The following is a 20,725-nucleotide window of genomic DNA, read 5'->3' as shown; positions in this document are numbered from 1 at the left end:
CGCCTTTTCATGAAACCAACCCGTCTCATTCTCTTTCTTGCAACTGCAACCGGCCTTATTGCTGCTTCCGCTCCCTCCGCCGACGTCACTCCATCCCCTGCGCGTATCGATGAAATTGCGACGCTTCTCCCCGCCGAACCCGGCTTCTGCGGCCCCCCGCGTCCGGATCGCGCCGCGTGGAAAGAATTCGCCACGCGCTTCGGCGGCCGGGTGATCCCGCCCGCGGACAAGGCCCGCCTCCAGCCTCCCCCGCTGCTCACCGACGAAGACCGGCTCGAATATTCCCGCACCGGCAAGCGCGGCGGCGACTACGCCAAAAACAGCGACCAGCGCCGCTATCGCCTGAAAATCTTCACCCTCGCCGAATGCGCCGTGGACGATGGCCGCTTTGTCCCCGCCATCACCGCCGAACTCGAGGCCATGCTGGCCGAAAAAACCTGGGTTGCGCCCGCCCACGACGGCAAGCTGCTCAACTATCGCGGCGAACTCGTCGACGTGGACCTGATGGCCGCCACCAATGCCGCCATGATCGGCACCTCCCTCGCACTCGTCGGCGACAAGCTTCCCGCCGACCTCGTCTCGCGAACCCGGGCCGAACTCCGCCGCCGCATCTTTGACCCCTACCTCAACCGCCTGCGCGATCCGGAAAACCGCCGGTGCTACTGGATCGCCGTCGACCACAACTGGAATGCCGTCTGCCACGCCGGTGTCGTCCTCGCCGCGCTCACCGCGCTGCCCGACCTGCGGCTGCGCGCCGAAATCGTGGCCGGTGCGGAAAAAAATCTTCCCCGGTACGTCCACGGATTTCCCGCCGACGGCTACTGCCTCGAAGGGCTCGGCTACTGGAATTACGGCTTCAGCCATTACGTAGCCCTCGCCGAAACCCTCCTTCGCCAGACGGCCGGCAAGGTCAACCTGTACGCCGATCCCCGAGTAAAGGAAATCGCCGCCTTTCCCGTCGATCTCGAAATGACGCCCGGGCTGTATCCCTATTTTGGCGACAGTCGCCTCGATGCCCAGCCGATGTGGTGGATCAACCGTCTCGCCAATCCGCGCCTCGGCCTTCCCCCGCCTGCGGCCGACAAGCTCGATCCGGCCGATCCCGGTCCCTTCCTCTACAGCGTCGGACTGACAGCCTTTCCGCTCCCGCCGAAGGATTCGACGGCCGCCTTCGCAAAACTCGAAATCGATCCGATTTCCACCGTGACGATGCAGCGCGGCGACCCGCTCCGCGGCTGGTTCTCCGATGCCGGCATCCTTGTTGCGCGCCCCGGCGACAACGATCCGGCCCGTCTCGCCGTCACGCTCAAGGGCGGCCGCGGCGGCGCCAATCACAGCCACGCCGACCTCGGCCAGTTTGTCGTCGCCCTCCACGGCCGCGCTCCGCTGCTCGATCCCGGTTCCGAAAATTACAACTCGAAGACCTTCACCAGCGCCCGGTTCACCATCCCCCGGATCGGCAGCTTCGGGCATGCCGTTCCGGTCGTTGCCGGCCAGTACCAGCTCGGCGGCAAACGCGCCACCACCCGCATCGTGCGCATCGACTTCACCCCTGACGTTGATACCTACGTGCTCGATCTTGCCGGCGCCTATGACGCTCCCGGCCTGACCAGACTCGAACGCGCCTTCACCTACACGCGCACCCGCGCGGGCCGGCTGGTCGTGGACGACACGGTGGAGTTTTCCTCTCCGCAAACCTTCGGCACCGCCCTGATCACGATGGGCACGATGAAACAGGAGTCAGCCGACACGCTTCTCTTCATCGACGGCCCGGCGCGTGTGCGGGTCAAAATCGAAAGCAGCGTCGGATCGTTCACCGTCACCAAGCAGCCGGTCGAAACCAACCGCCCGCCCGCCCCGACGCGTGTGGGCATCGATTTCGCCCAGCCGGTCACCCGGGCCTCGCTGCGCTGCACGATCACGCCCGTGGAGTGAGACGGTGAGAACGCATGTGATGGAGGGGCGGAGGTGTTATTGTACGGGCGCCAGCCCGACGTAACCCGTTTCCTCGATCAGGCGCTGGCCCTGCGGACCCAGGAACCAGTCGACCAGTTCCTGCACGTGCGGATTGGGCGCGGTTGCCGAAGGCACACTGCCTGTTGCGCCGTCCGCTCCGGCGGGACTCGCAGGTGATACCGTCACGGCAAAAACATCGACCGTGTACGGGTACTCGCCGGTGCGGATGGTGGCCGGCCCGGGTGCCACGCCATCGATCCGGAGCAGCCGGATCTGGCGGTCCGGACTCATCTGTGTCGCAAACACGCGGAATGAATAACCGATAGCCTCGCTCGTGTTGCGCCAGCTTGCCACGCGCCGGATGATCCCGCCCATCGCTTGCGCGAATTCTTCGCGCAACGGCTCGGGCAGCGGCTCCCCGCGCATGACCTTGTGCTCCATCGCCGTCTGGCTGCCCGAGCCCTTCGGACGCTGGAAAGGCACGATCTTTTTGCCACGCCCGCCCACCTCGCGCCAGTTGCGGATTTTTTTCGTGTAGATGGCGCGAATCTGGTCCGTGGAAAGCGTTTCAACCGGGTTGTCCTTGTGGACGAAAAACACAAATGCCTCCCGCCCGATCGGCGTAAGGTTGAAAACGAGTCCCTTTTCCCGGGCCGCGGCGATCTGTTCCGGCGACGGGTGCGCCGCGAAAATGAGGTCCGCCTTGCCCTCGATCAGCCGGGTGTAGGCACGAGGAGTCGTTGAGGCAACCACCCGCCCCTCGACCTCGTAATCCTTGAGGTTTTTGTAGATGGCCTGGGCGGCAGCCGCGTAAACCGGATACGCCGCCGTGGCTCCATCGAGCCGGGGATGGTTTTCCGTGATCGTCAGCGTCGGCTTCGCAACCTTGACGAGCCGGTTGCCTTCGCGATGAGGCCGGTAGTTTTCGATGTAAAACCGGTCGGGCATCCAGGCGTCTTCGGGACGTCCGCCGACGAGGCCCTCTGTCAGGACCTCCATGCGCCATACGATCGCCAGCAGGAACGCGACAGACACGATACCGGCCACGAATTGTCCGCGCAGGGCGGTGCGCGGAGCCCGCAAACGCCGGAAGCCCCATGCCATCCCCAGTCCGTAAGCGGCGTAAATCGCCAGGGGCGGCCCCAGAAACATCCAGGGCGACGGCACGGAAAACATCGTGACAACGATGGTCAGAATCGATGATGGCAGGTGAGCCAGGGTGAAAAGACTGACGAACGTTCCGAACACGGAACCCGATTCACCCGGCGGAAACATCAATGCGACCAGAGCGACGGGCAGCGTCCACAAGGATGCAACGATCACCGGCTGGTAGCGGACAAAAAAACGGTCCGGCATCACCCCCTCCCTGACGGGCCTGCCTCCATCAGCGGCAGCGGTTTCCGGAGCATCCTCTTTTTCCGGATACGAATGCAGAACCAGCGTCATTCCCGAACGCGCGCACAAAAAGAGAAACAGCAATCCCGCCACGCCGCCGAGCGCGGCGAGGCCGGCCGGGTGGCCATCCACAGCGATACCTGCGCCCAGGAACACGCCCACCAGCAGAACCTGGTACAGCAACGGCAAGAGCAAGAGCAACCTCAGCAGGGAACGACCAAGATACGGGGGTCTGGACATGGCACGAACAGACAAACAGCAACTTCCCGGCGCGACAACTGCAGAACGGATACGCCTGCGCCAGCCGTCTTTTCTGTCATTTCCGGTTTCTCCCCTCTCCGCGCTTGCCGTGGAGCCGCCGGCCGTCTTTTTTTTCCGGCGGTCCTGTTCAACCGGCTCGTCAACCTCTACCACACTGATGCCTGTCTGCCATTCCGGCCCGTGCGCCCCAAAGGTCCGTACGCGGTCTCTCGTCACACTTGTCCTGCTTGCTCTCGCCGCATTCGCGGTCCCCGCCCGCGCCGTCGAGGGAATCGTCGGCGGTTCCGCTATCGACATCAATGCCCTCATCGGGGCCGACACGTTTTACGATGCCGGCGTGACCGGCGCCAACGCCACCGTCGCCAACATCGAGAGCGGCCACTACGCGACCGATCATGCCGCCCTCGCCGACCAGTTGACGCGGGGAGGCGAGTTCTTCACCGGCACGGACTCCACCGGGCAGACCGACCTCCATGCCACGGCTGTTTCCCAGTTGATCGCCGGCAATGACTTCGGCGGCCACAATTCACGCGGGATCGCTTGGGGCGCCACGCTCTCCTCCGGCGCCATCGGTTATGACATCAATGAGGAGACCGGAGAGTTCGAGGTCAGCGAGGACAGTGTTTTCACGACCTACCGGTATTTTTTCGGGCGGGTCGATGTGATCAACAGCAGTTGGGGCGGAGACGCAGGCGGCTTCATCATGGATGGCACCGACGCGCTCGCCCGGGCCAACCCGCATACCACCTTCGTTGCCTCCGTCGGCAACGGGGGCGAATACGGGGCCAATACCGTCGGCGAACCGGCCCTCGGCTTCAACGTCATCTCCGTGGGCGCTCTCGACGCCGCAACCGGCTATACCTCGCGGGTCGATTTCAGCAGCTACGGGCCGTCCCCGTTCACGATCACCTATGCGGACGAAAGTGAAGTCACCTGGAATCGGGCCACCGTCCACATCGTCGCTCCCGGCGACGCCATCGGGGTCGCCTACACGGCGGCCGGCACAGACGGATACGCCCACGGCAGCGGCACCAGTTTCGCCGCGCCCCTCGTCGCCGGCGGCGTCGCCCTGATGGCGGATCTCAGCCGGCAAAAGGAAGCCGCGGACGCCCCCGCCGCGATCGGCGGCCAGTGGAAGCCGCAGCAGGGCAAGGACGCCGCGCAGGTCGCGCTGGATTCGCGCGACGCCCGCGTCATCAAGGCCGTGCTCCTCACTTCCGCCGACAAGCTCTCCGGCTGGAACAACGGGGCGAGCTACCAGACCGTGCAAAGCTTCGACGGCGACGGCAATCCGGTGACCCTGACCTACGTCTGGACCACGGTGCAGGCGCTCGACTACGAACTCGGCGCCGGCGCGCTCAACCTCGACCGGGCTTTCGAACAGTACACGAACCAGCAATGGCTGCTCGACACCATCGCCCCGGCGGCGATGGCGGTTTACGAGGTCGGCACCTGGGAGGCGGGCCTGTTTGTCGCGACGCTGGCCTGGTTTTCCGACTCCGTGATTGCCGACGACAACCTGACCACCGGCCTCGCCGCGCTGGCCGACCTCGATCTCGAGATCTGGTCGCTCGACGCCGAGGGCAACCTCGCGGAGTTGCTCGCCGGCTCTTATACCTGGCTCGACACGGTGGAACACATCAGCCTGCAACTGGTCGAGGCGACGTCGATCGGCCTGCGCGTGCTCCATCAGGGAGGCGTGCAATTGGTCGAGGACTACGACTGGCAACCCGAAACCTTCGCCCTCGCCTGGGGCTTGCAGGCCGTTCCCGAACCGGCCGCCTGGGCCATGCTGGCGGGTGGAGCCCTGCTGGCGGTTGCCCTCGTTGCGCGCCGCCGCCGCAAGTAAGGCGGACGTCGTGCCCCCCGGGAGCGGCGGCATTCCTGCCGCTGCGACGAGGCGCAACGCGCCTCGCCCCTCGCCGGCAGATGCGGCCCGCGTGCAGGAAGCTACGGATTTTCCCGACCGGGCGACGCTTCGCGTCGTCGCAGCGGCAGGAATGCCGCCGCTCCTGTCAAAACAGGTTTGTTGTTCGTCCCGTCATGACTACGGTGCGCGCGCATGAACCATCCCCTTTTTGTTATCCTGATGCTGGCCGTCGGCGGTTATGTGGCGTGGCTCTGGTGGTCCGACCGGAACCTGTGGCGGGCGGGCAAGGCCGATCCGCGGCGCTCCCTGCCGGGCGCGACCGATGCGCCGGCGCGCGCCACGATCATCGCCGTGGCCGGCGCGCTCGTCCTGCTCGGCGCCGAAACCGCCGGCGAGATCGCGCTCGGCATCAGCGGCGAACAATCGACCGTCACCGTCCTGTTCGGGCTTTATTCGCTCATGGCGGCGGTGATCGAGGAAGTGATTTTCCGCGGTTATATCGTCGTGGAAAAACGGGGACGCGCCTGGCTGATCGGCAGCATCCTCGTCGCCTCGGTGCTGTTCGCCGCCGGCCATCCGTTTTTATGGCAATGGGAGGAGGGACAACTGATCTGGAATTTCGGCCTCAAGGGGTGGTTCAGCACCGGAGTCGTTTTCGTGAGTTCGCTGTGGTTTTATTACGTGCGTTTCGCGAGCTGGAACCCGCACCGTTCGCTGCTCCCCTGCATGGCCGCGCACGGCGCGAAAAACCTCGGCGTCTTCGTCATCAAGCTCGCCCAGGGCTTCGTGTCGGGCGTCTGGTAGCCCGCGAACGCAGGCTCAGTTCGAGCGCCTGACAATCTCGGTCTGTATCGCGTTGCGGAGATTGATCGCCCAGTTCCGCGTCTTGCGGTGCAGGCCGGAGTCGGTGATCGAAACCTGGCCGTTGCCGTAAGTCACGGTGCAGGGATAGCCCTTGTAGCTGAGCTGAAGTCTGCCGGTTGCCCCGGACTCGAAGGTCCAGTTGTAGCGGAGGGCAGCGGCAGCGACCGCCTCCTTCATGACTTCATCGGAAATCGAGGCATCGTAAGCGAGGGCAAGCACGGAGGTCTTGTCCGCCGTGGCGCCGGAGCCGGCGGATGCGCCGCCGGTACTCGAGCAGGCGGCCAGGCCAAAGGCCGCAACGAGGAGGAGGAAGGCGAGCGCGGGAATGCGGATTGTCTGTTTCATGGTGATGGCGTGGCGGGTGCGGGTGGTCGGTATCTTGTGGCGCGGATCTATCGGTGCCGGCGGATGACCAGCGAGGTGTTCACGCCGCCGAAAGCGAAATTGTTGGAGATGATATGCTCGACGTCGAGGTGGCGGCCGGAACCGGTGACGTGGTCGAGCGGGGCGCAGGCCGGATCGGGGTTTTCCAGGTTGATGGTGGGAGCGAACCAGCCGTCGTGCGCCATTTCGAGAGTGAGCCAGGTCTCGAGCGCGCCGCAGGCTCCGAGCGTGTGGCCGAAGTAGCTCTTGAGCGAGGCCACGGGCGCGCGTTCGCCGAAGAGCGCATGCGTGGCGTGGCTCTCGGCGACATCGCCGCGATCGGTGGCGGTGCCGTGCGCGGAAATGAACCCGATGGCCTCCGGAGCGAGGCCGGACTGCATCATGGCAGAGTGGATGCAGGCCTGCATCGTGTCGCGGTTGGGCTGCGTGATGTGGGTGGCGTCGCAATTGGTGGCAAAGCCGAGCACTTCGCCGAGGATGACGGCGCCGCGCGCCAGGGCGTGTTCGTAGTCTTCCAGGATAAAGGTGGCGGCGCCTTCGCCGACGACAAGGCCGTCGCGGTCGCGGTCGAACGGGCGGGGGGTGGTTTCCGGGGCGTCGTTGCGCAGGCTCGTGGCGAAAACGGTGTCGAAGACGACGGCCTCGGAGACGCAGAGCTCCTCGGCCCCGCCCGCGATCATGACGGTCTGGTAGCCGTGGCGGATGGCTTCGGCGGCGTAGCCGATGGCCTGGCTGCCGGAGGTGCAGGCGCTGGAAGTCGGGATGAGGCGGCCGCGGATGCCGAAGAAGAGGCCCGTGTTGACGGCAGCGGTGTGGGGCATCATGCGGACGTAGGTCGTGGCCGTGATGGCACCGGTATCGTTTTCGTTGAGAAGGCGTCCGAAATCGCGGATGGGCGCGGTGCTGCCGGTGGAGGAGCCGTAGGCGATGCCGGCCTGGCCGCCGGTGAGGACGGGGTCGCCGACCAGGCCGGCGCGGACGAGGGCATGCCCGGTGGCCACGGTGGAAAGCTGCGCGACGCGGCCCATCGCGCGGGTTTGCACGCGGGTGTAGTGCGCGGGCAGGGTGAAATCGGGAATGGGGGCGGCGAGGCGCGTGTTGAGACCGGCCACATGATCCCAGTCGGGCATGTGGACGACAGCGTTCCGGCAGGCCTGGAGGCGGGGCTTGATGGCGGACCAGTCGTTGCCGAAGGCGGTGACGCCCGCCATGCCGGTGATGGCGACGCGGCGGAGGGTGGAGGCGGGGTGCGGGGCACTCACAGCATGCCTCCGTTGACCGAGATGACCTGGCGGGTGACGTAGGAGGACTCGTCGGAGGCGAGCCAGGCGACGAGGTTGGCGACTTCCCCGGGGGTGCCGATGCGGCGGAGCGGGACGGTTTTCAGGATTTCGTCGAGCATGCCGGGTTCGGGAGCGAGCATTCCGGTATCGACCAGGCCGGGGGCGACGCAATTGACCGTGATCTGGCGGCGGGCGAGTTCGACGGCGAGGGCTTTGGTCGCGCCGATGAGTCCGGCCTTGGCGGCGCTGTAGTTGACCTGGCCGCGGTTGCCGGCGAGGCCGGAGACGGAGGAGAGGGTGACGATGCGCCCGCCGCGGCGGGCGGCGATCATCGGGGCGATGCAGGGATGGAGGACGTTGTAGAAGCTGTCTAGGTCGGTGCGGAGGACGTCGTCCCAGTCCTCGGCGGAGAGGGTCGGGAAAGCGCCGTCGCGGGTGATGCCGGCATTGAGAATGACTCCGTAGGGAGGGCCGTGAGCGGCGATGTCCGCCTCGAGGGCGGCGGCGCAGGCGGCGCGGTCGCGGACGTCGAACGTGACCAGGCGGCCTTCCGGACCGGCGGCTCTCACGGCGTCCAGGGTGGCGCGCGCGCCGGCCTCGTCGCGGTGGTAGTGGACGACGATGGCGTGCCCGTCGCGCGCGAGGCGGGCGGCGATGGCGCGCCCGATCCCTTTGCTGGCTCCGGTGACGAGGAAGGTGCGGGAGGAGGGCGTCATGGCTGAGGAGAGCAGAGGGCGGCCAGAAGGGTGTCAAGTTGGGGCCAGGTGATCTGCCGCGTGGTGAGGGTGGCGCTGGCGACAGGCGCGCCGTCCCCGGCGATGGCGACCTCGAAGGTGCCGGTGGCGTCGTCCTGGAAGATCTTCCGGGCTTCGCAGCGGAGGCGCGCACCGGGAGGGATGGCGGTCCATGTAGTCGAAAAACCACGACAGCCGAGAATGAGGCCGGGCTGCGGAGGCCGGCCGGCGGCGCGGGCGTGCCAGCCGGCCCAGACGCCGACGGTCTGCGCCATGACTTCCAGCAGCAGCGGGACGGGAAAGGAGCCGTCGGGATTGGCGAAGGGAGCGAACGCGGCGTCAGGCGCCGTTTCGCAGGCGACCGTGTCGGACGCGACAGCGCGGAGGCGTTGCACGAGAAGCAGGGGAGGCTCGTGCGGAAGGTAGTCGGCGGCCGGAAGATCGAGGGAATCGGCGATGGCGGTCATTGGCGGAAGAGAGCGGGAGCGCGCCGCGCATCAGGCGGCGGCAAGGATGACGGCGGCGTTGTTGCCGCCGAAGGCGAAGGAGTTGGAGAGGATGGCTTTTTTCGCGAGGGGCTCGCCGGGGGCGGTGACGAGGCGCACGGGAGCGAGCGAGGGATCGCGGTCGGCGGAGGAGAGGCGCTGGTGCGGGAGCGTGGCGGCGGGATCGGTCAGGAGGAGGTGGCAGAGGGCGGCTTCGGTGGCGCCGCAGGCGCCGAGCGTGTGGCCGGTGAGGTGCTTGGTGGAGCTGCAGGGGATGCGGTCGCCGAAGAGGCGGGAGACGGCGGCGGCCTCCATGCTGTCGTTGAGCGGGGTGCCGGTGCCGTGGAGGTTGAGGTAGCCGAGCGTCTCGCCGGCGCGCGCGGCGTCGATGCCGGCGTCGCGGAGGGCGGCGCGCATGGCCGCTTCCGCTCCGGCTCCGTCGGGGCGGGGAGCGGACATGTGGTAGGCATCGGAAGATTCGCCGACGCCGAGCAGAGCGACGGGGACGGTTTCTCCGGCGGGCTCGCGGGCGAGGAGGAGGAGGGCGGCGGCTTCACCGATGGTAATGCCGTCGCGGCCGGCGGCAAACGGGCGGCAGCCGCCCGGGGAGAGCGACAGGGCTTGCAGGCTGTGAAATCCGTTGAGGGTGAGCTGGCAGAGGGTGTCGGCGCCGCCGGCAATGACCGCATCGACGAGGCCGGCGCGAAGAAGCCGGTGCGCACTGACGAGGGCGCGGGCGCTGGAAGAGCAGGCGGTGGAAAGGGTGTAGGCGGGCCCGGTGGTGGCGAGGCAGGCGGCGAGAAACCGCGCCGGATCGCCCGGCTCCTGCTGCGCGTAGTGATAGCCGGCGGGGAGACGGCCGTGCTCGCGGCGGTGGCGGAGCGCGAGTTCGCCTTCGTGAATGCCGCTGGTGCTGCTGCCGAGAATGATGGCGACGCGGGCGGGGCCGAAGCGGTCGAGAGCCGCATCGACCTGCGGGCGGATCTGCGCGAGGGCGGCAAGCAGGAGGCGGTTGTTGCGGGTATCGTGCCGGGCAAGCGAGGCCGGGACGGGGGGAAGGGGCGCGGTGACTTCCCCCACGCGGCAGGCGGTGCCGCCGGCGAGCCACCGGTCGTTCACGACCATGCCGGGGCTTTCGCCGCAGGCGAGCGAGCGGCGGATGGCGGCGGGAGTGACGCCGAGCGAATTGATGAGTCCTGTTGCCCGGATGCAGGTCATGGCGCGGTGTCGTCGGCGAGCGTGGTGATCCCGATACGGTAATCGAAGGCGTGCTGGCGAATGACGGCGGGCTCGCCGCGCGCGGCGCCGGATGCGGGCTGGTAGTGAATCTCCATGACCACCTCTCCCCGCGGGTCGCGCAGGGTGCGGAGGACGGGAGCGTCATCGGCAAGCGTCCAGCCGGCGGGAAGACGGGACTGCCAGGCGTCGAGCGGCCACCAGGCGAGCATGATGTCGGCGAGGACCTGCGCGGCGGGGGGAAGTTCGCCGGTCGCGGCGAGTTGTTCGGCGTCGATGCGGCCATCCCGGTACGTGAGGAGGAAAAGACGGACGCCAAGCGGGGAGAGGCCGGCGAAGGTGATTTTCTCCCCGTCGGCATCGAGAACGGTGTGGAGGGTCCAGGTGCGGCCGCGGGCCGTGGCGCGAAGGAGTTGTTCGCGGTGTAGCGGAGCAAGCGGCGCGGCGAGCGCGGGCGGGGGAAGCGTGACCCGCGTGCGGGGGTCGAGGTTGGCGACGGGAGCCGAGGGCGACGCGACGGCGGACGCCGGGCGGGTGGCGCAGCCGGTCTGGAAAAGCAGCGGCAGGAGGAGGGCCAGCAGCGGCAGGGTGGCAAGAAACGGATGCGGGTGGCGCGTCATGAGGGAGTCCGCGAGGAAGCGTCGTTTGTCGCCGGGCGGGCGAGCGGGGCAAGAAGAAAGGCGGCGCCGATGCCGCCGGCGAGGACGAGGCCGAAAGTCGAGATGGCAGGCGTGGAGCTGAGGGCGAGCGCGCCGAATCCGATGATCGTGGTGAGGGTCGCCATCAGCACCGAGAGCATGGCCGTCTCCGGGATGCAGGCCGGATTGGAAAAAAACAGCGTGCAGTCCACGCCGATGCCGACGACCAGGATCAGGGCAAACATGCAAAAGAGGTTGAAGGGATGCCCGCTCAGGGCGAGCAGGGCGAGCCCGACGCCCATGGAAATCGTCAGGGGGACGAGGCAACGGAGGCCCTGCCGGAATCCGAACCGGGCGACGAAGACGACCGCGATCACACCGATGGCGACGGCCAGCAACCGGCCGAGGTGACTGCGAAACACGGCGAACACATGGCTGACTTCGGCGCGGCGGTTGTGCCAGGACACGCCCTCGAAGCGGGCGGCGATCCCGTCGGGGGCAAAGCCGGCGGCGGCTCCGGCGACGGGAACGAGCGCGGCCGTGGCGCCGTCGTCGAAATCGAACCACAACATGCTCCAGCCATCGCTGGCCGGGCCGGCGAGCCACCCGGCGGGCGTCAGCGGCGAAAAGGGCGGAACCGGGCTCTCGCCGTCGCCGCGCATGTCGGCCGGCTCCAGCCCCGCGTCGCGCAGGCGCTGCAGGATCGCGGGAGCGGCGGCGGCGAGTTTTTCCCGCGTGGCGCGCTGGCGGGCGAGCGACGGAAGCTGCTCCGTGAGGAGGCGCGCGCCGCGAATCCGTCCTTCACGCTGTTCCTGCCGGAGAACCGGTTCGAGCGCCTCCATGCGCCGGAGGGTTTCCTCGGCGGTGCGACCGCGCACGACAAACCACGACGAGTCGGCATCCTCGCCGGTGAGCGCAGCGATGCGTTTTTCGTTTTCGCGGAAGGCGGGCGGAAAACCCTGAAGCCGGGCAACGTCGTCATCGACGCGGGTCGCAAGGAGCCCGGCCAGGGCGACGAGCGCGAGGACCAGCGGCAAACCGACGCGCATGCGGCGATCCGTTTGCCAGAGCCGCAACCAGACGGCGATGGCGGCGTGCAGGGCGGCGTTTTTCCGGTGCGGGCGGATTTTTTTCGAGAGCAGCGGGAACCAGCAAACCACCGTGGCGAAGGCGCAGCAGAGGCCGAGGATCGCGCACACCGCGAGTTGGCGGAATCCGGGAAAGGGAGCGACGAACAGCACCAGGTAGGCGGCGGAACTGGTGACGACCGCGAGGGCAAGCACCGGCAGGAGGCGGCGCAGGCTGGCCAGCGGGCTCTCCTCCCCGCCGTGGCGCATGCGTTCGACGAGGTAGTGGACGGCATAATCCTCCGAGATGCCGATGATGCTCGTGGCCAGCACGAGCGTGATGACATGGACGGAGCCGAAGATCAGAAGCACCCCGGCCAGCCCGGCGGCCAGGCCGATGCCGGTGGAGAGGAGCGTGAGCAGCATGGGGCGCAGGGAGCGGAAAAGCAGAAAGGAGACGGCGATGATGCCGAGCGTGGAGATGCCGCCGATCAGGGCGATTTCCCCCTGCGCCTGCCGCGAGGCGTAGTCGCTGTAAAATACGGCTCCGCGCCGGAGGATTTCCGCGCCCGGCCAGCGCTGGAGAAATTCCTGTTCGAGCAGGGCGAGGCGGTCGCAAAGCGCATGGACGCTTTTCACGTCGAACGAGGAACCGTGCAGGCTGGCGCGAATCATCCGCCAGGAACGGCCGTCCGGGTCGTCGCAGGTGAGCCAGCCGCGATCGAGGCGGAATGCGGACGCCCGGGAGACGGCCGCCATCCGGTTGCTGCGAACGAGGAGGAGCGGGTCGCCCGCCAGTTCCCGGGAGCCGACTCCGGCGAGCGGCGAATACACCTGTGAAAGCACCCACGAGGCCCAGGCGTCGGGCCCCTGGTCGAGACGGTGGAGCGACTGCGCGTCGAGCACCTGGGCGCGATACCGGTGCAGGAAGCGGCCCCACGCCTCCTGGTGATCTTCGGAGACCGGACCGGCAACGTCCTGCAATCCGGGGATGGCGGCCAGTTGCCCGAGCCACCAGCGGGCCGGCGCGTCGTCGGAATCCTCGCCGGCGGCGGCAGGCGGGGGAGCGGCGACGAACCAGAGGAGTTGTTGCTCGATGCGCCGGGCGCAGGCTTCGTTGATCTCCGCATCCCTGTCCTCGCCGGCGGAAGAAAGAAGCGAGAGGATGTTGGTGTCCACCCGGGCGCGGGGGACAAGCCACGCGAGCAGGGCGACGGTCAGGATGCAGACGACAAGCCAGCCGAGGGCGAGGACGGGCTGCAGGCGACGGAGCGTGATGCTGGCGAACCTCGTTTTCACGGGACGGGCGGCGACGCGGGAGGCGTCACCTGATAGTTGAGGAAACGCAGGGAAGTGACGTCGCCTTGCCGGTCCTCGATCAGGATGGTTTCGATACGCCCGGTACCCGTCAGGGTGATACGGAGGAAGATCTTCCGGAGGAGGTCGTCGCGCGGATCGAGCCGGAGAGTCCAGTGCGCCGCGGTGCCGGAAATCGCAAGGTCGAAGCTCCGGGCGAGAGCGGCATGGTCGGCGGCAAGGAGCGCGGAGAGGAGCCGGTTGAACCGGAAGAGGCCGGGGTTGTCCCGTTCGGTAATGATTTCGGGTGGCTGACCGTCGAGTGTGATTTCGATGCGTCCGGGAGAGAGCCGCACGGTCTGGCCAAAGGGCCTGGCCTGCCGCCACACGAGGTCGCCGCCGGAGGAGAGTTCCAGAGAACCGGAGGAACGCAGGGGACGCGCCATGCCGCTGATCGTGCGGGTCTGCTCGAAGTCGCACCGGAGAACGCCGTTGACGGCAAGCCGGGCCTGCAATGCCTCGGGCGCGAGCGGCGCGTCCTCGCAGGCGCCGTCCGGAATGCCCGACAGGCACAGGCCGATGGCGGCGAGCAACGCCGCGCCACGGCGGGGGCAAGCGTGAAAGCGACAGTAAAAACGGAAGCGTCGGCGGAAAGTCATGGTGGCGAAAGGCGGAGCCCGGAAACGGGCGGGGGCGTCAGGAAGGACACGGAGTTTTCGGCGGCGGGACGGGCGGACGCGAGCCGGAGGTTTGCCAGAAGTCGTAAAAGTTGAACCAGTCGAGAGGAGCGTTGGCGGCGTGGTGTTCGATGCGGGCCGCGAGGCGGCGGGCGTGGCCGGCGAGAGCGGCGGCGCGGGTGGCGCGCGGAAGCCGGAGCGGATGGGCGAAGGGCTCGACGTGGATGCGCAGGCGGCCGTTTTCCCTGAGGGCAAACATGAGGAAAACGGGGCATTCGAGAACGGAGGCCAGCACGAACGGGCCTTCGGGAAAGGGAGCCGGGGCGCCGAGAAAGTCGGCGGTGACCGTGCGACCGGGGTTGAGGACGGCGGTGCGGTCGGCGGCGATGGCGACCCATTCGCCGGCGTCGATTTTCTCCTTCAGGCGGATGGCGGTGGCGGGCGAGAGCCCGGCGGCGGAAACGAGGTTGAGATGGGCATCCGGCGCGATCTCGCGGAGGAGCCGGTTGAAGCGAGCCGCATGGTCGGTAAAGACGATGGCGTTGATCGTCTTGCCGGCGCGGGCGCCGAGAGCCCGGCAGAGCTCGGCATTGCCGAGATGGGTGACGAACACGAGAACGCCGGGCGCGGCGCGGTCGCGGAGGAAGGGAGCGAGGCAGCGGTCGTCGGCGATTTCGACGTCGGCGGCGCGGATGTCGCCGCTCCAGGCAGCGAGTTTTTCGAGGAGAGCTTCGCCGAAGCGATAAAAATGCCGGTAACTGTTGAGCCCGCGCGGAAGGCTTCGCCCGGTGGCGCGGCCGTAGTCCCGCAGGCGGCGGAGCCAGGCGCGGGAAGCGCGGCGCTGGCGGCGGCCCGTGAGCCAGAAAACCGCCGCGACCGGGTGCAGGAGAAGAGCAAACGCCCGGTAACCGACCAGCCGATACACGGCGAACATGAGGCGCATGCCGGCGAGCCCGCGGCGTTCGTCGATACGCGACCAGTGCGGGTCGGCGGCGGGTTCCGCCGTCGCGGGCGCGGAGCGGAGACGGCGGAGCAGGAAGCCGGGAGCACGCGGGATCATGCCGAGGACGAGGCGGGTGTGCAGCCAGGATATGCGGAGATTGTCGCGCAGAAGCCGGAAGTGGGAAATGCCGCCGGGCGGATAGGTGACGCGCACGGGCAGAAAGATCACGGGCACGCCTTTCCAGAAAAGGCGGACCATGATATCGATGTCGAAATCCATGCGACGGCCGATCCTGGGAGCGGGCAGCCGGAAAAAACGGGCGGCGCGGGAGCGGCGCCTGTCGATGAGCGCCAGCGTGGCGGCGACCGGATACACCCGCAGGCCGCACATGCTGTCCCGGATTTGCAGGGAGAGGGTTTCGATCCGGACCCAGGCATGGGTAATATGCCGGGCGATACGGCGCGAGCGGGGGATGCTCCCGTCGTAAACGGGCCGCCCGGAAACGAGGGCGCGGGGGTTCGCGCGGGCGGCCTCGACAAACGCCGGGAGGACCGCCGGATCGTGCTGGCCGTCGGCGTCGATCTGGATGGCGTGCGAAAAACCCCGGCGAAGCGCCTCGCGGAGGGCGGTCGCGGTGGCGGCGCCCTTGCCCCGGTTTTCCGGATGCGCGAGAAGGACGCAGGAAAGCGGCGAGGAAGCGGCGAGCGCGCGCAACGTCCCGGCGGTGGCGGCGTCGCTGCCGTCGTCAACGACGATGACGGGCAACGCCAGCGGAGCGAGGTGCGCGAGGAGCGCGGGCACGGTGCCGCCGTGGTTGTAGCAGGGGATGATGACGCAGGGGCTGAAGGCCGGGACGGGCGGAGTCATGGCGTGCCGGATGGCCGGAGCGGGCGAGGCGGCGGGAGCAGGACAAGCCGCCCGGAGGCCGCGGTGACGGGGCCGCCGGGAGCGATGGCGGCGACGGTGAATTCGAGACGGTGGTCCCCGGCACTCCAGAGAAGGCGGAGGCGGACGAGATCGCCGGGGACGAGCGGACGGCGGAATTTTATCGTATCTATATTCAGGATACGATCTCCGGTTCCGAAGGCGCGCGCGGCATGTTCCAGAATCCAGTGAAGCTGCGCGACGCCCGGGAGAATCCGGCGGCGGGCGAAGTGTCCGCGAAACCAGAGGAGATCCGGGCGCAGCCGTATTTCGACAACGGTTTCGCGGTCGGTCGCGCTCACGACGACCGGGGACGGAGAATCCGCCGCCGGGGAGGCGGATAGCGGGCGGGAGCCGAAGAGCGCCTGAAGGCGGGCGGTGATGCGCTTGCCCAGGGAGTTGACCGGGATGGCGTCGGTCACGAGCAACTGGCGCGGAAGCGCGACCGGTTCGAGCCAGTTCCGGAGCTGGCGGCGCAGGTCGAGGAGGAAACGGCCGTGGCCGTCGCGTTCGTACTGCCGGCGACCCGCATCGCTCAGCACCACGATGGCGCCGACAATGGCGCGATTGGGCGCGGACAGGGGAACGGCGGCCGCATCGGCGACGGTTTCCAGCATGAGGAGACGCTGTTCGACTTCGGGCAGCGAGACGCGTTTTTCCTCGATCTTGATGATGCGGTCCATGCGGCCGAGGAGCTCGAAGCTGCCGTCGCCCGCCGGGGCGAGGCGTATCCGGTCATCGGTGACGAGGGTTTCGTTTTCGGGCAGGAAGGGAGAACGCAGGGAAAGGCGGCCGTCGGCAGGGTCGCAGCAGATGCGGACGCCGGGCAGCGGCTTCCAGAAGCGGTCTTCACCGGCGGGAGCGGTGTCGCGCCAGGCGATGGCTCCGGCTTCGGTGCTGCCGTAGATTTCGAACGGATGGCAACCGAGCGCGCGGTGGCAGAGCCCGGCGTCGGCCGGAGCGAGAAAACCTCCGGCGGAGAGAACGTGGCGGCAGCCGGGAAGCTCGTCCGCCGCGCGGGCGAGCGCGGGGTCGAGGCGCTTGAGAAAGGCGGGGCTGGTCACGAGCGCGAACGGCCGGGGCGTGGCGGCGAGGAGTTGTTCGTGGTACTCGATGATGTCGGCATTGAAGGGAACGCCAAGGGTGAGCGGGAGGAGCATCCGGAACTGGAAACCGTAGAGATGCTGGTGCGAGGTAGTGCCGGCGATGTGCGCGCCGCGCAGGACCGCGCCCCGGCGAGCAGCGTGAATGTCGTTTTCGCGCTGGAGAGCGGAAAGCGTTTTGTGGACGGCCTTGGGATGGCCGGTGGAGCCGGAGGTGTGGAAAATGACGCCTCCCTTCTCCGGAGCCGCACATGAGCCGCGAACAGGCGGCAGGGACGGAAGCGCAGGGGCGGCAGTCGCGTGAGACGGCGCCGGAGCGGGAGCAGATGTCACCGGAAAATCGATACGGGGGAAATCGGGATGCCGGAAGGGGAGATCGGTGAGGAGGGCGTCGAAGGTGTCGCGTTGCTCCTCGAGAAGATTTTCCAGGGTGTGGCCGGGGACGACGACCGTCTTCCGCGCATGGAGCGCGGCAAGAAAGGCCGCGGCGAAGTGGTATGTGCTGGCGAAGCAGAGCGCCCAGCGGATTTCGGGCCGGGCGGCGAGAGCGGCGGCGACACGGGCCGCGTCGGCGCGCAGGTCGGCCAGCGTGAACAGGCGGAAACCGGCCGGCGGGTCACCGGAAGAGAAACGCCAGGCGACGGGAATCGCTCCGTCCCGCGCAGGCGAAAGGATGTCGGCAAAGTCGAGGCAGGGCGGAGCGGCGGCCGGAGCAACGTCAGCGGGATGGTTGGCGATGTCAGGCTTCATGCGGCGACGGAGGGCGCGGCCATGCGAAGCCTGCGCCGGAGCTTCCGGCGGACGAGCCACTCGCAGCCCGCGAGCAGGCCGACGAGGGCGTAGCTGATGGCTCCGTTGTAGAGCGTCCAGAGGCGGAGGTCGCCGGAGAGGCAGGTGCCGAGCGCGACGAGGGCGTTGACGAAAAAGAAAACGCACCAGATGCGGGTGACGTTGCGCGTGTAGACAACCGCCGCCGGAGGCAGCACGGGGTCGGCGAGGCGGGCGACGCGCTCCGCGAAGCTGGGCGGACGGAGAAGCGTCCAGCCGAAGAGGCCGAGCAACACGAGGCTGGCGGCGACCGGATACCAGAGGAGCCAGCCGGATTGTTTCAGCGTCCAGGAGAGCAGTGCGAGCAGGCCGCCGGCCAGCGCAAGGAGAGCGGCAACCGGGAAAAACACCGGGGCTTTCGGGCGCGACCGGAGCAGGCGCAGGACAAACATGGCGAGCAGGAGCGGCGCCAGCGTGCCGACGCCCCAGGCATTCAGGCCGGCGTAGACGGCAACCGGATACAGGATCAGCGCCAGGGCGGTAAGGATGTCGAGCGGGCGGCGCACACCGGGTCAGGGCTGCCGGCGGGCGGCGCCGGCTTCCGCCGGAGGAGGAGCGACAGTCTCCGGGCCGTTGACCAGAGCGTGGATGGCGTCAACGATGTCGGCGACGGTGCGGACAGCCTTGAAGTCCTCGGGCCTGATTTTCTTGCCGGTGGAGCGCTGGAGGTGGACGACGAGATCGACGGCGTCGATCGAATCCAGCCCGAGATCCTGGTAAATGCGGGATTCGGGCGTGACGGTGGCCGGGTCGATGTCGAAGAGCTTGCGGAGGTGCTCCTTGAGCCCGGAAAGAATCTGGTCTTTTTGCATGTGATACGCGAGGTGTGGCGGAGGGAGGGGGTGAAGCACGGGCGTCAGACACGGCTGGCGGCGATGAAGTCGGCGAGGCTGGCGACGGAGGCGAAGTGCCGGCGGGTGTCCGCATTGTCGGCGGAGAGGACGATGCCGTAGCGGCCCTTGATGGCGAGACCGAGTTCGAGCGCGTCGATGGAATCGAGCCCGAGTCCTTCGTTGAAAAGGGGGGCGTCGGTCCGGATGTCGTCCACGGCAAGCCCTTCAAGATTCAGGGTCTCGATGATAAGGGTTTTGATCTCGTCGTGGAGGGGATTCATCGGCTGATGGTACTAGTATCCGGCGCCGGAGGGAGCAAGCGCGGTCTGGAGGCGGTCGTTGAGGAGGCGGACGGCGCGCGAGGGAGGCAGGTTGTTTTCGAGAAACGGGGCGATGTCGATCTTTTCGCGGATGACGATGCGGAACAGGGGACGGACGGGCGCGGTTCGCCACCATTTCTGCTGGCGGGTGAGGATGGGGGGCGTGCAGGTGATGTGCACGACACGCAGGGGCACGCCGCTGCGGATGGCGATGTTGGCGGCGCCGCGCCGGAGCCGGAGCGGCTGGCCGGGAGTGCTGCGCGTGCCTTCGGGGAAAACGACGATGCGCCCTCCTGCGGCGAGGCGCGCGCGGCAGGCTTCGAGGAGTTGCTCCGGGTCGTGGTTGGGAATGTAGCCGGCGGCGCGGACGATGTGCCGGGTGAAGGGATTTCGCAGGAGGGCTTCCTTGACGATGCAGTCGCAGCAGGGCACGAGCGAGGCGAGGAACACGTAGTCGAGAAGGCTGGGATGATTGGCGACAATGAGACAGCCGTCATCCGCAGCGAGGCGGCCGGCGTTCTCGATGCGGTAGTCGATGACCCTGGCCGAACGTATAAACCGGATAAAAAGCCGAAAGCTGGCCGCGATGCTGCGCCGGGTGAGCTCATGCCGCCGGGACCGGGTAACCCCGGCAGAGGAACGCAGGAAAAAAGCACGGACGTGCAGCAGGAAGCAGATGCAGGGAATCCAGAGACAGGCGATCACCAGGCCGCCGGCCCCGAAGATCATGAACGAGATGACGGTCGCGACGATGCGCCAGGCCTCTGCCGCCCTGTTCAGGATGCGACGCAGTTCCATAGCCAGTCACGGTGGTCGCCGCCGAGGGTGAACCTGTTCCTGCGAGCGAGATAATGACGGAGAAACCTCACGCTTTGCGGCCAGGGAGAGGCGGCGCCGGCTGCGTCCGGAGCCGGATTCGCGGCAGGGAGGGACGTCACGCGGCAGTCGTTGCCGGGCCGGAGAAGGAGGGCCACCGCGCAGGCTTCGAAGCCGGGCGCCGGCGGGAGGGTTCCGGACGTGTCGCCCGGTTGCGCCCGATAAAATTCGGGCAACCGCCCCTCGAAATCGAGGAGCAGCACGGACTGCATCCCGGCCTCGAAAAAGGCCGCGACCTCGAAAAGCGCCTGCTGGAAGGAGTCGATGCCGGCGGCCACCGACGTGGCGGGCAGGGCGGCGCCGGCCGTGATGGTCAGGAGGCCGGCCGCGGTGTTGTGGACGGACATCGCGAAATCGGTGGGCGAGATTTCGGAACCGTCCGCCAGGTTGCGGATGATTTGCAGGGTGCGTTCGAGCTCGCCGTGACGGCTGGAGAAAACGAGGGCGTCAACAGGAGGCGCGCCGGGGATCGCCGCGCGGGTTTCCATGAGCGCGAGCGCCGCCTCCACGGCCAGGCGCGTGCCCGGGCTCATGCGACGGGCGGCCATCATGGGGATGTGCGGCGTCTTCGGCAAAGGCGGGCCGCCCTCCCCGGCGACGTCCGGCGCGGGGATATCCTGCGCGGAGGACGCGGCCCACTCCATCCATGCCTCGCGGGTCGCCCGACCGGGAGCGAGCGCGTTCCAGTCGACAAGGCTGAAAGCGATTTCCGCCGACGGACCGGCGCCCGATGCCGGGCGACTGGCAGTGAA

19 protein-coding genes are annotated in these 20,725 nt (G+C 68.0%); 3 read left to right on the top strand and 16 right to left on the bottom strand.

The window, feature by feature from the left end; genetic code table 11:
* The first annotated feature begins 9 nt into the window (after window positions 1-9).
* Window positions 10-1,935, top strand: coding sequence for a heparinase (locus OPIT5_11155; protein AHF90672.1), 1,926 nt, complete (start codon window positions 10-12; stop codon window positions 1,933-1,935).
* A gap of 36 nt (window positions 1,936-1,971) precedes the next feature.
* On the opposite strand, the gene OPIT5_11150 is transcribed toward OPIT5_11155, so the two are convergent.
* Window positions 1,972-3,591 carry a phosphate ABC transporter substrate-binding protein gene (locus tag OPIT5_11150; protein ID AHF90671.1) on the bottom strand — a complete coding sequence of 540 codons (1,620 nt, stop codon included), beginning with the start codon at window positions 3,589-3,591 and terminating at the stop codon, window positions 1,972-1,974.
* A 178-nt stretch (window positions 3,592-3,769) separates the two neighbouring features.
* Here OPIT5_11150 and OPIT5_11145 point away from each other — a divergent pair, with 178 nt between their 5' ends.
* Together OPIT5_11145 and OPIT5_11140 are read left to right on the top strand one after the other, a co-directional pair.
* Window positions 3,770-5,461 carry a glycosyltransferase family 1 gene (locus OPIT5_11145; GenBank protein ID AHF90670.1) on the top strand — a complete coding sequence of 564 codons (1,692 nt, stop codon included), beginning with the start codon at window positions 3,770-3,772 and terminating at the stop codon, window positions 5,459-5,461.
* A 213-nt stretch (window positions 5,462-5,674) separates the two neighbouring features.
* Window positions 5,675-6,286 carry an abortive infection protein gene (locus OPIT5_11140; GenBank protein AHF90669.1) on the top strand — a complete coding sequence of 204 codons (612 nt, stop codon included), beginning with the start codon at window positions 5,675-5,677 and terminating at the stop codon, window positions 6,284-6,286.
* Between the two features lie 15 nt (window positions 6,287-6,301).
* Here the strand turns inward: OPIT5_11140 and OPIT5_11135 are convergent, their stop codons facing one another.
* From OPIT5_11135 to OPIT5_11065, 15 genes are all read right to left on the bottom strand, one after another.
* Entirely contained in the window at window positions 6,302-6,691 is a 390-nt protein-coding gene (locus OPIT5_11135) for a hypothetical protein (GenBank protein ID AHF90668.1), read from the bottom strand.
* Between the two features lie 47 nt (window positions 6,692-6,738).
* The gene (locus OPIT5_11130) at window positions 6,739-8,184 is read right to left on the bottom strand and encodes a 3-oxoacyl-ACP synthase (protein ID AHF90667.1); all 1,446 of its coding nucleotides are present in this window, start codon (window positions 8,182-8,184) and stop codon (window positions 6,739-6,741) included.
* Window positions 7,989-8,729 carry a 3-ketoacyl-ACP reductase gene (locus OPIT5_11125; protein ID AHF90666.1) on the bottom strand — a complete coding sequence of 247 codons (741 nt, stop codon included), beginning with the start codon at window positions 8,727-8,729 and terminating at the stop codon, window positions 7,989-7,991. The genes OPIT5_11130 and OPIT5_11125 overlap by 196 nt, the downstream gene beginning before the upstream one ends.
* Window positions 8,726-9,214, bottom strand: a complete 489-nt coding sequence (locus OPIT5_11120) for a 3-hydroxy-fatty acyl-ACP dehydratase (protein ID AHF90665.1) — start codon at window positions 9,212-9,214, stop codon at window positions 8,726-8,728. Before OPIT5_11120 ends, OPIT5_11125 begins: the two co-directional genes overlap by 4 nt.
* Window positions 9,215-9,244: 30 nt before the next feature.
* Window positions 9,245-10,450 carry a 3-oxoacyl-ACP synthase gene (locus tag OPIT5_11115; protein ID AHF90664.1) on the bottom strand — a complete coding sequence of 402 codons (1,206 nt, stop codon included), beginning with the start codon at window positions 10,448-10,450 and terminating at the stop codon, window positions 9,245-9,247.
* Entirely contained in the window at window positions 10,447-11,088 is a 642-nt protein-coding gene (locus tag OPIT5_11110) for a hypothetical protein (protein ID AHF90663.1), read from the bottom strand. The genes OPIT5_11115 and OPIT5_11110 overlap by 4 nt, the downstream gene beginning before the upstream one ends.
* Window positions 11,085-13,472: a membrane protein gene (locus OPIT5_11105; protein ID AHF90662.1), complete on the bottom strand. Its 2,388-nt coding sequence runs from the start codon at window positions 13,470-13,472 to the stop codon at window positions 11,085-11,087. Before OPIT5_11105 ends, OPIT5_11110 begins: the two co-directional genes overlap by 4 nt.
* On the bottom strand, window positions 13,469-14,062 hold the full coding sequence (locus OPIT5_11100) for a membrane protein (protein ID AHF90661.1): 594 nt from the start codon (window positions 14,060-14,062) through the stop codon (window positions 13,469-13,471). The genes OPIT5_11105 and OPIT5_11100 overlap by 4 nt, the downstream gene beginning before the upstream one ends.
* A 103-nt stretch (window positions 14,063-14,165) precedes the next feature.
* Window positions 14,166-15,956, bottom strand: a complete 1,791-nt coding sequence (locus OPIT5_11095; protein ID AHF90660.1) for an acyltransferase — start codon at window positions 15,954-15,956, stop codon at window positions 14,166-14,168.
* The gene (locus tag OPIT5_11090) at window positions 15,953-17,866 is read right to left on the bottom strand and encodes an acyl-CoA synthetase (protein ID AHF90659.1); all 1,914 of its coding nucleotides are present in this window, start codon (window positions 17,864-17,866) and stop codon (window positions 15,953-15,955) included. Before OPIT5_11090 ends, OPIT5_11095 begins: the two co-directional genes overlap by 4 nt.
* Window positions 17,863-18,450: a DNA gyrase subunit B gene (locus OPIT5_11085; GenBank protein ID AHF90658.1), complete on the bottom strand. Its 588-nt coding sequence runs from the start codon at window positions 18,448-18,450 to the stop codon at window positions 17,863-17,865. Before OPIT5_11085 ends, OPIT5_11090 begins: the two co-directional genes overlap by 4 nt.
* 6 nt (window positions 18,451-18,456) lie before the next feature.
* The gene (locus tag OPIT5_11080) at window positions 18,457-18,756 is read right to left on the bottom strand and encodes an acyl carrier protein (protein ID AHF90657.1); all 300 of its coding nucleotides are present in this window, start codon (window positions 18,754-18,756) and stop codon (window positions 18,457-18,459) included.
* 44 nt (window positions 18,757-18,800) lie between these two features.
* Window positions 18,801-19,058: an acyl carrier protein gene (locus OPIT5_11075; GenBank protein AHF90656.1), complete on the bottom strand. Its 258-nt coding sequence runs from the start codon at window positions 19,056-19,058 to the stop codon at window positions 18,801-18,803.
* A gap of 12 nt (window positions 19,059-19,070) precedes the next feature.
* On the bottom strand, window positions 19,071-19,895 hold the full coding sequence (locus OPIT5_11070) for a glycerol acyltransferase (GenBank protein AHF90655.1): 825 nt from the start codon (window positions 19,893-19,895) through the stop codon (window positions 19,071-19,073).
* The gene (locus OPIT5_11065) at window positions 19,874-20,680 is read right to left on the bottom strand and encodes a hypothetical protein (protein AHF90654.1); all 807 of its coding nucleotides are present in this window, start codon (window positions 20,678-20,680) and stop codon (window positions 19,874-19,876) included. The genes OPIT5_11070 and OPIT5_11065 overlap by 22 nt, the downstream gene beginning before the upstream one ends.
* Between the last annotated feature and the right edge of the window lie 45 nt (window positions 20,681-20,725).

It is taken from the genome of Opitutaceae bacterium TAV5, from assembly GCA_000242935.3.
GTDB lineage: Bacteria > Verrucomicrobiota > Verrucomicrobiia > Opitutales > Opitutaceae > Geminisphaera.
The sequence above is the reverse complement of the archived record's forward strand: the minus strand, read 5'-3'. Positions and strand labels throughout refer to the sequence as shown.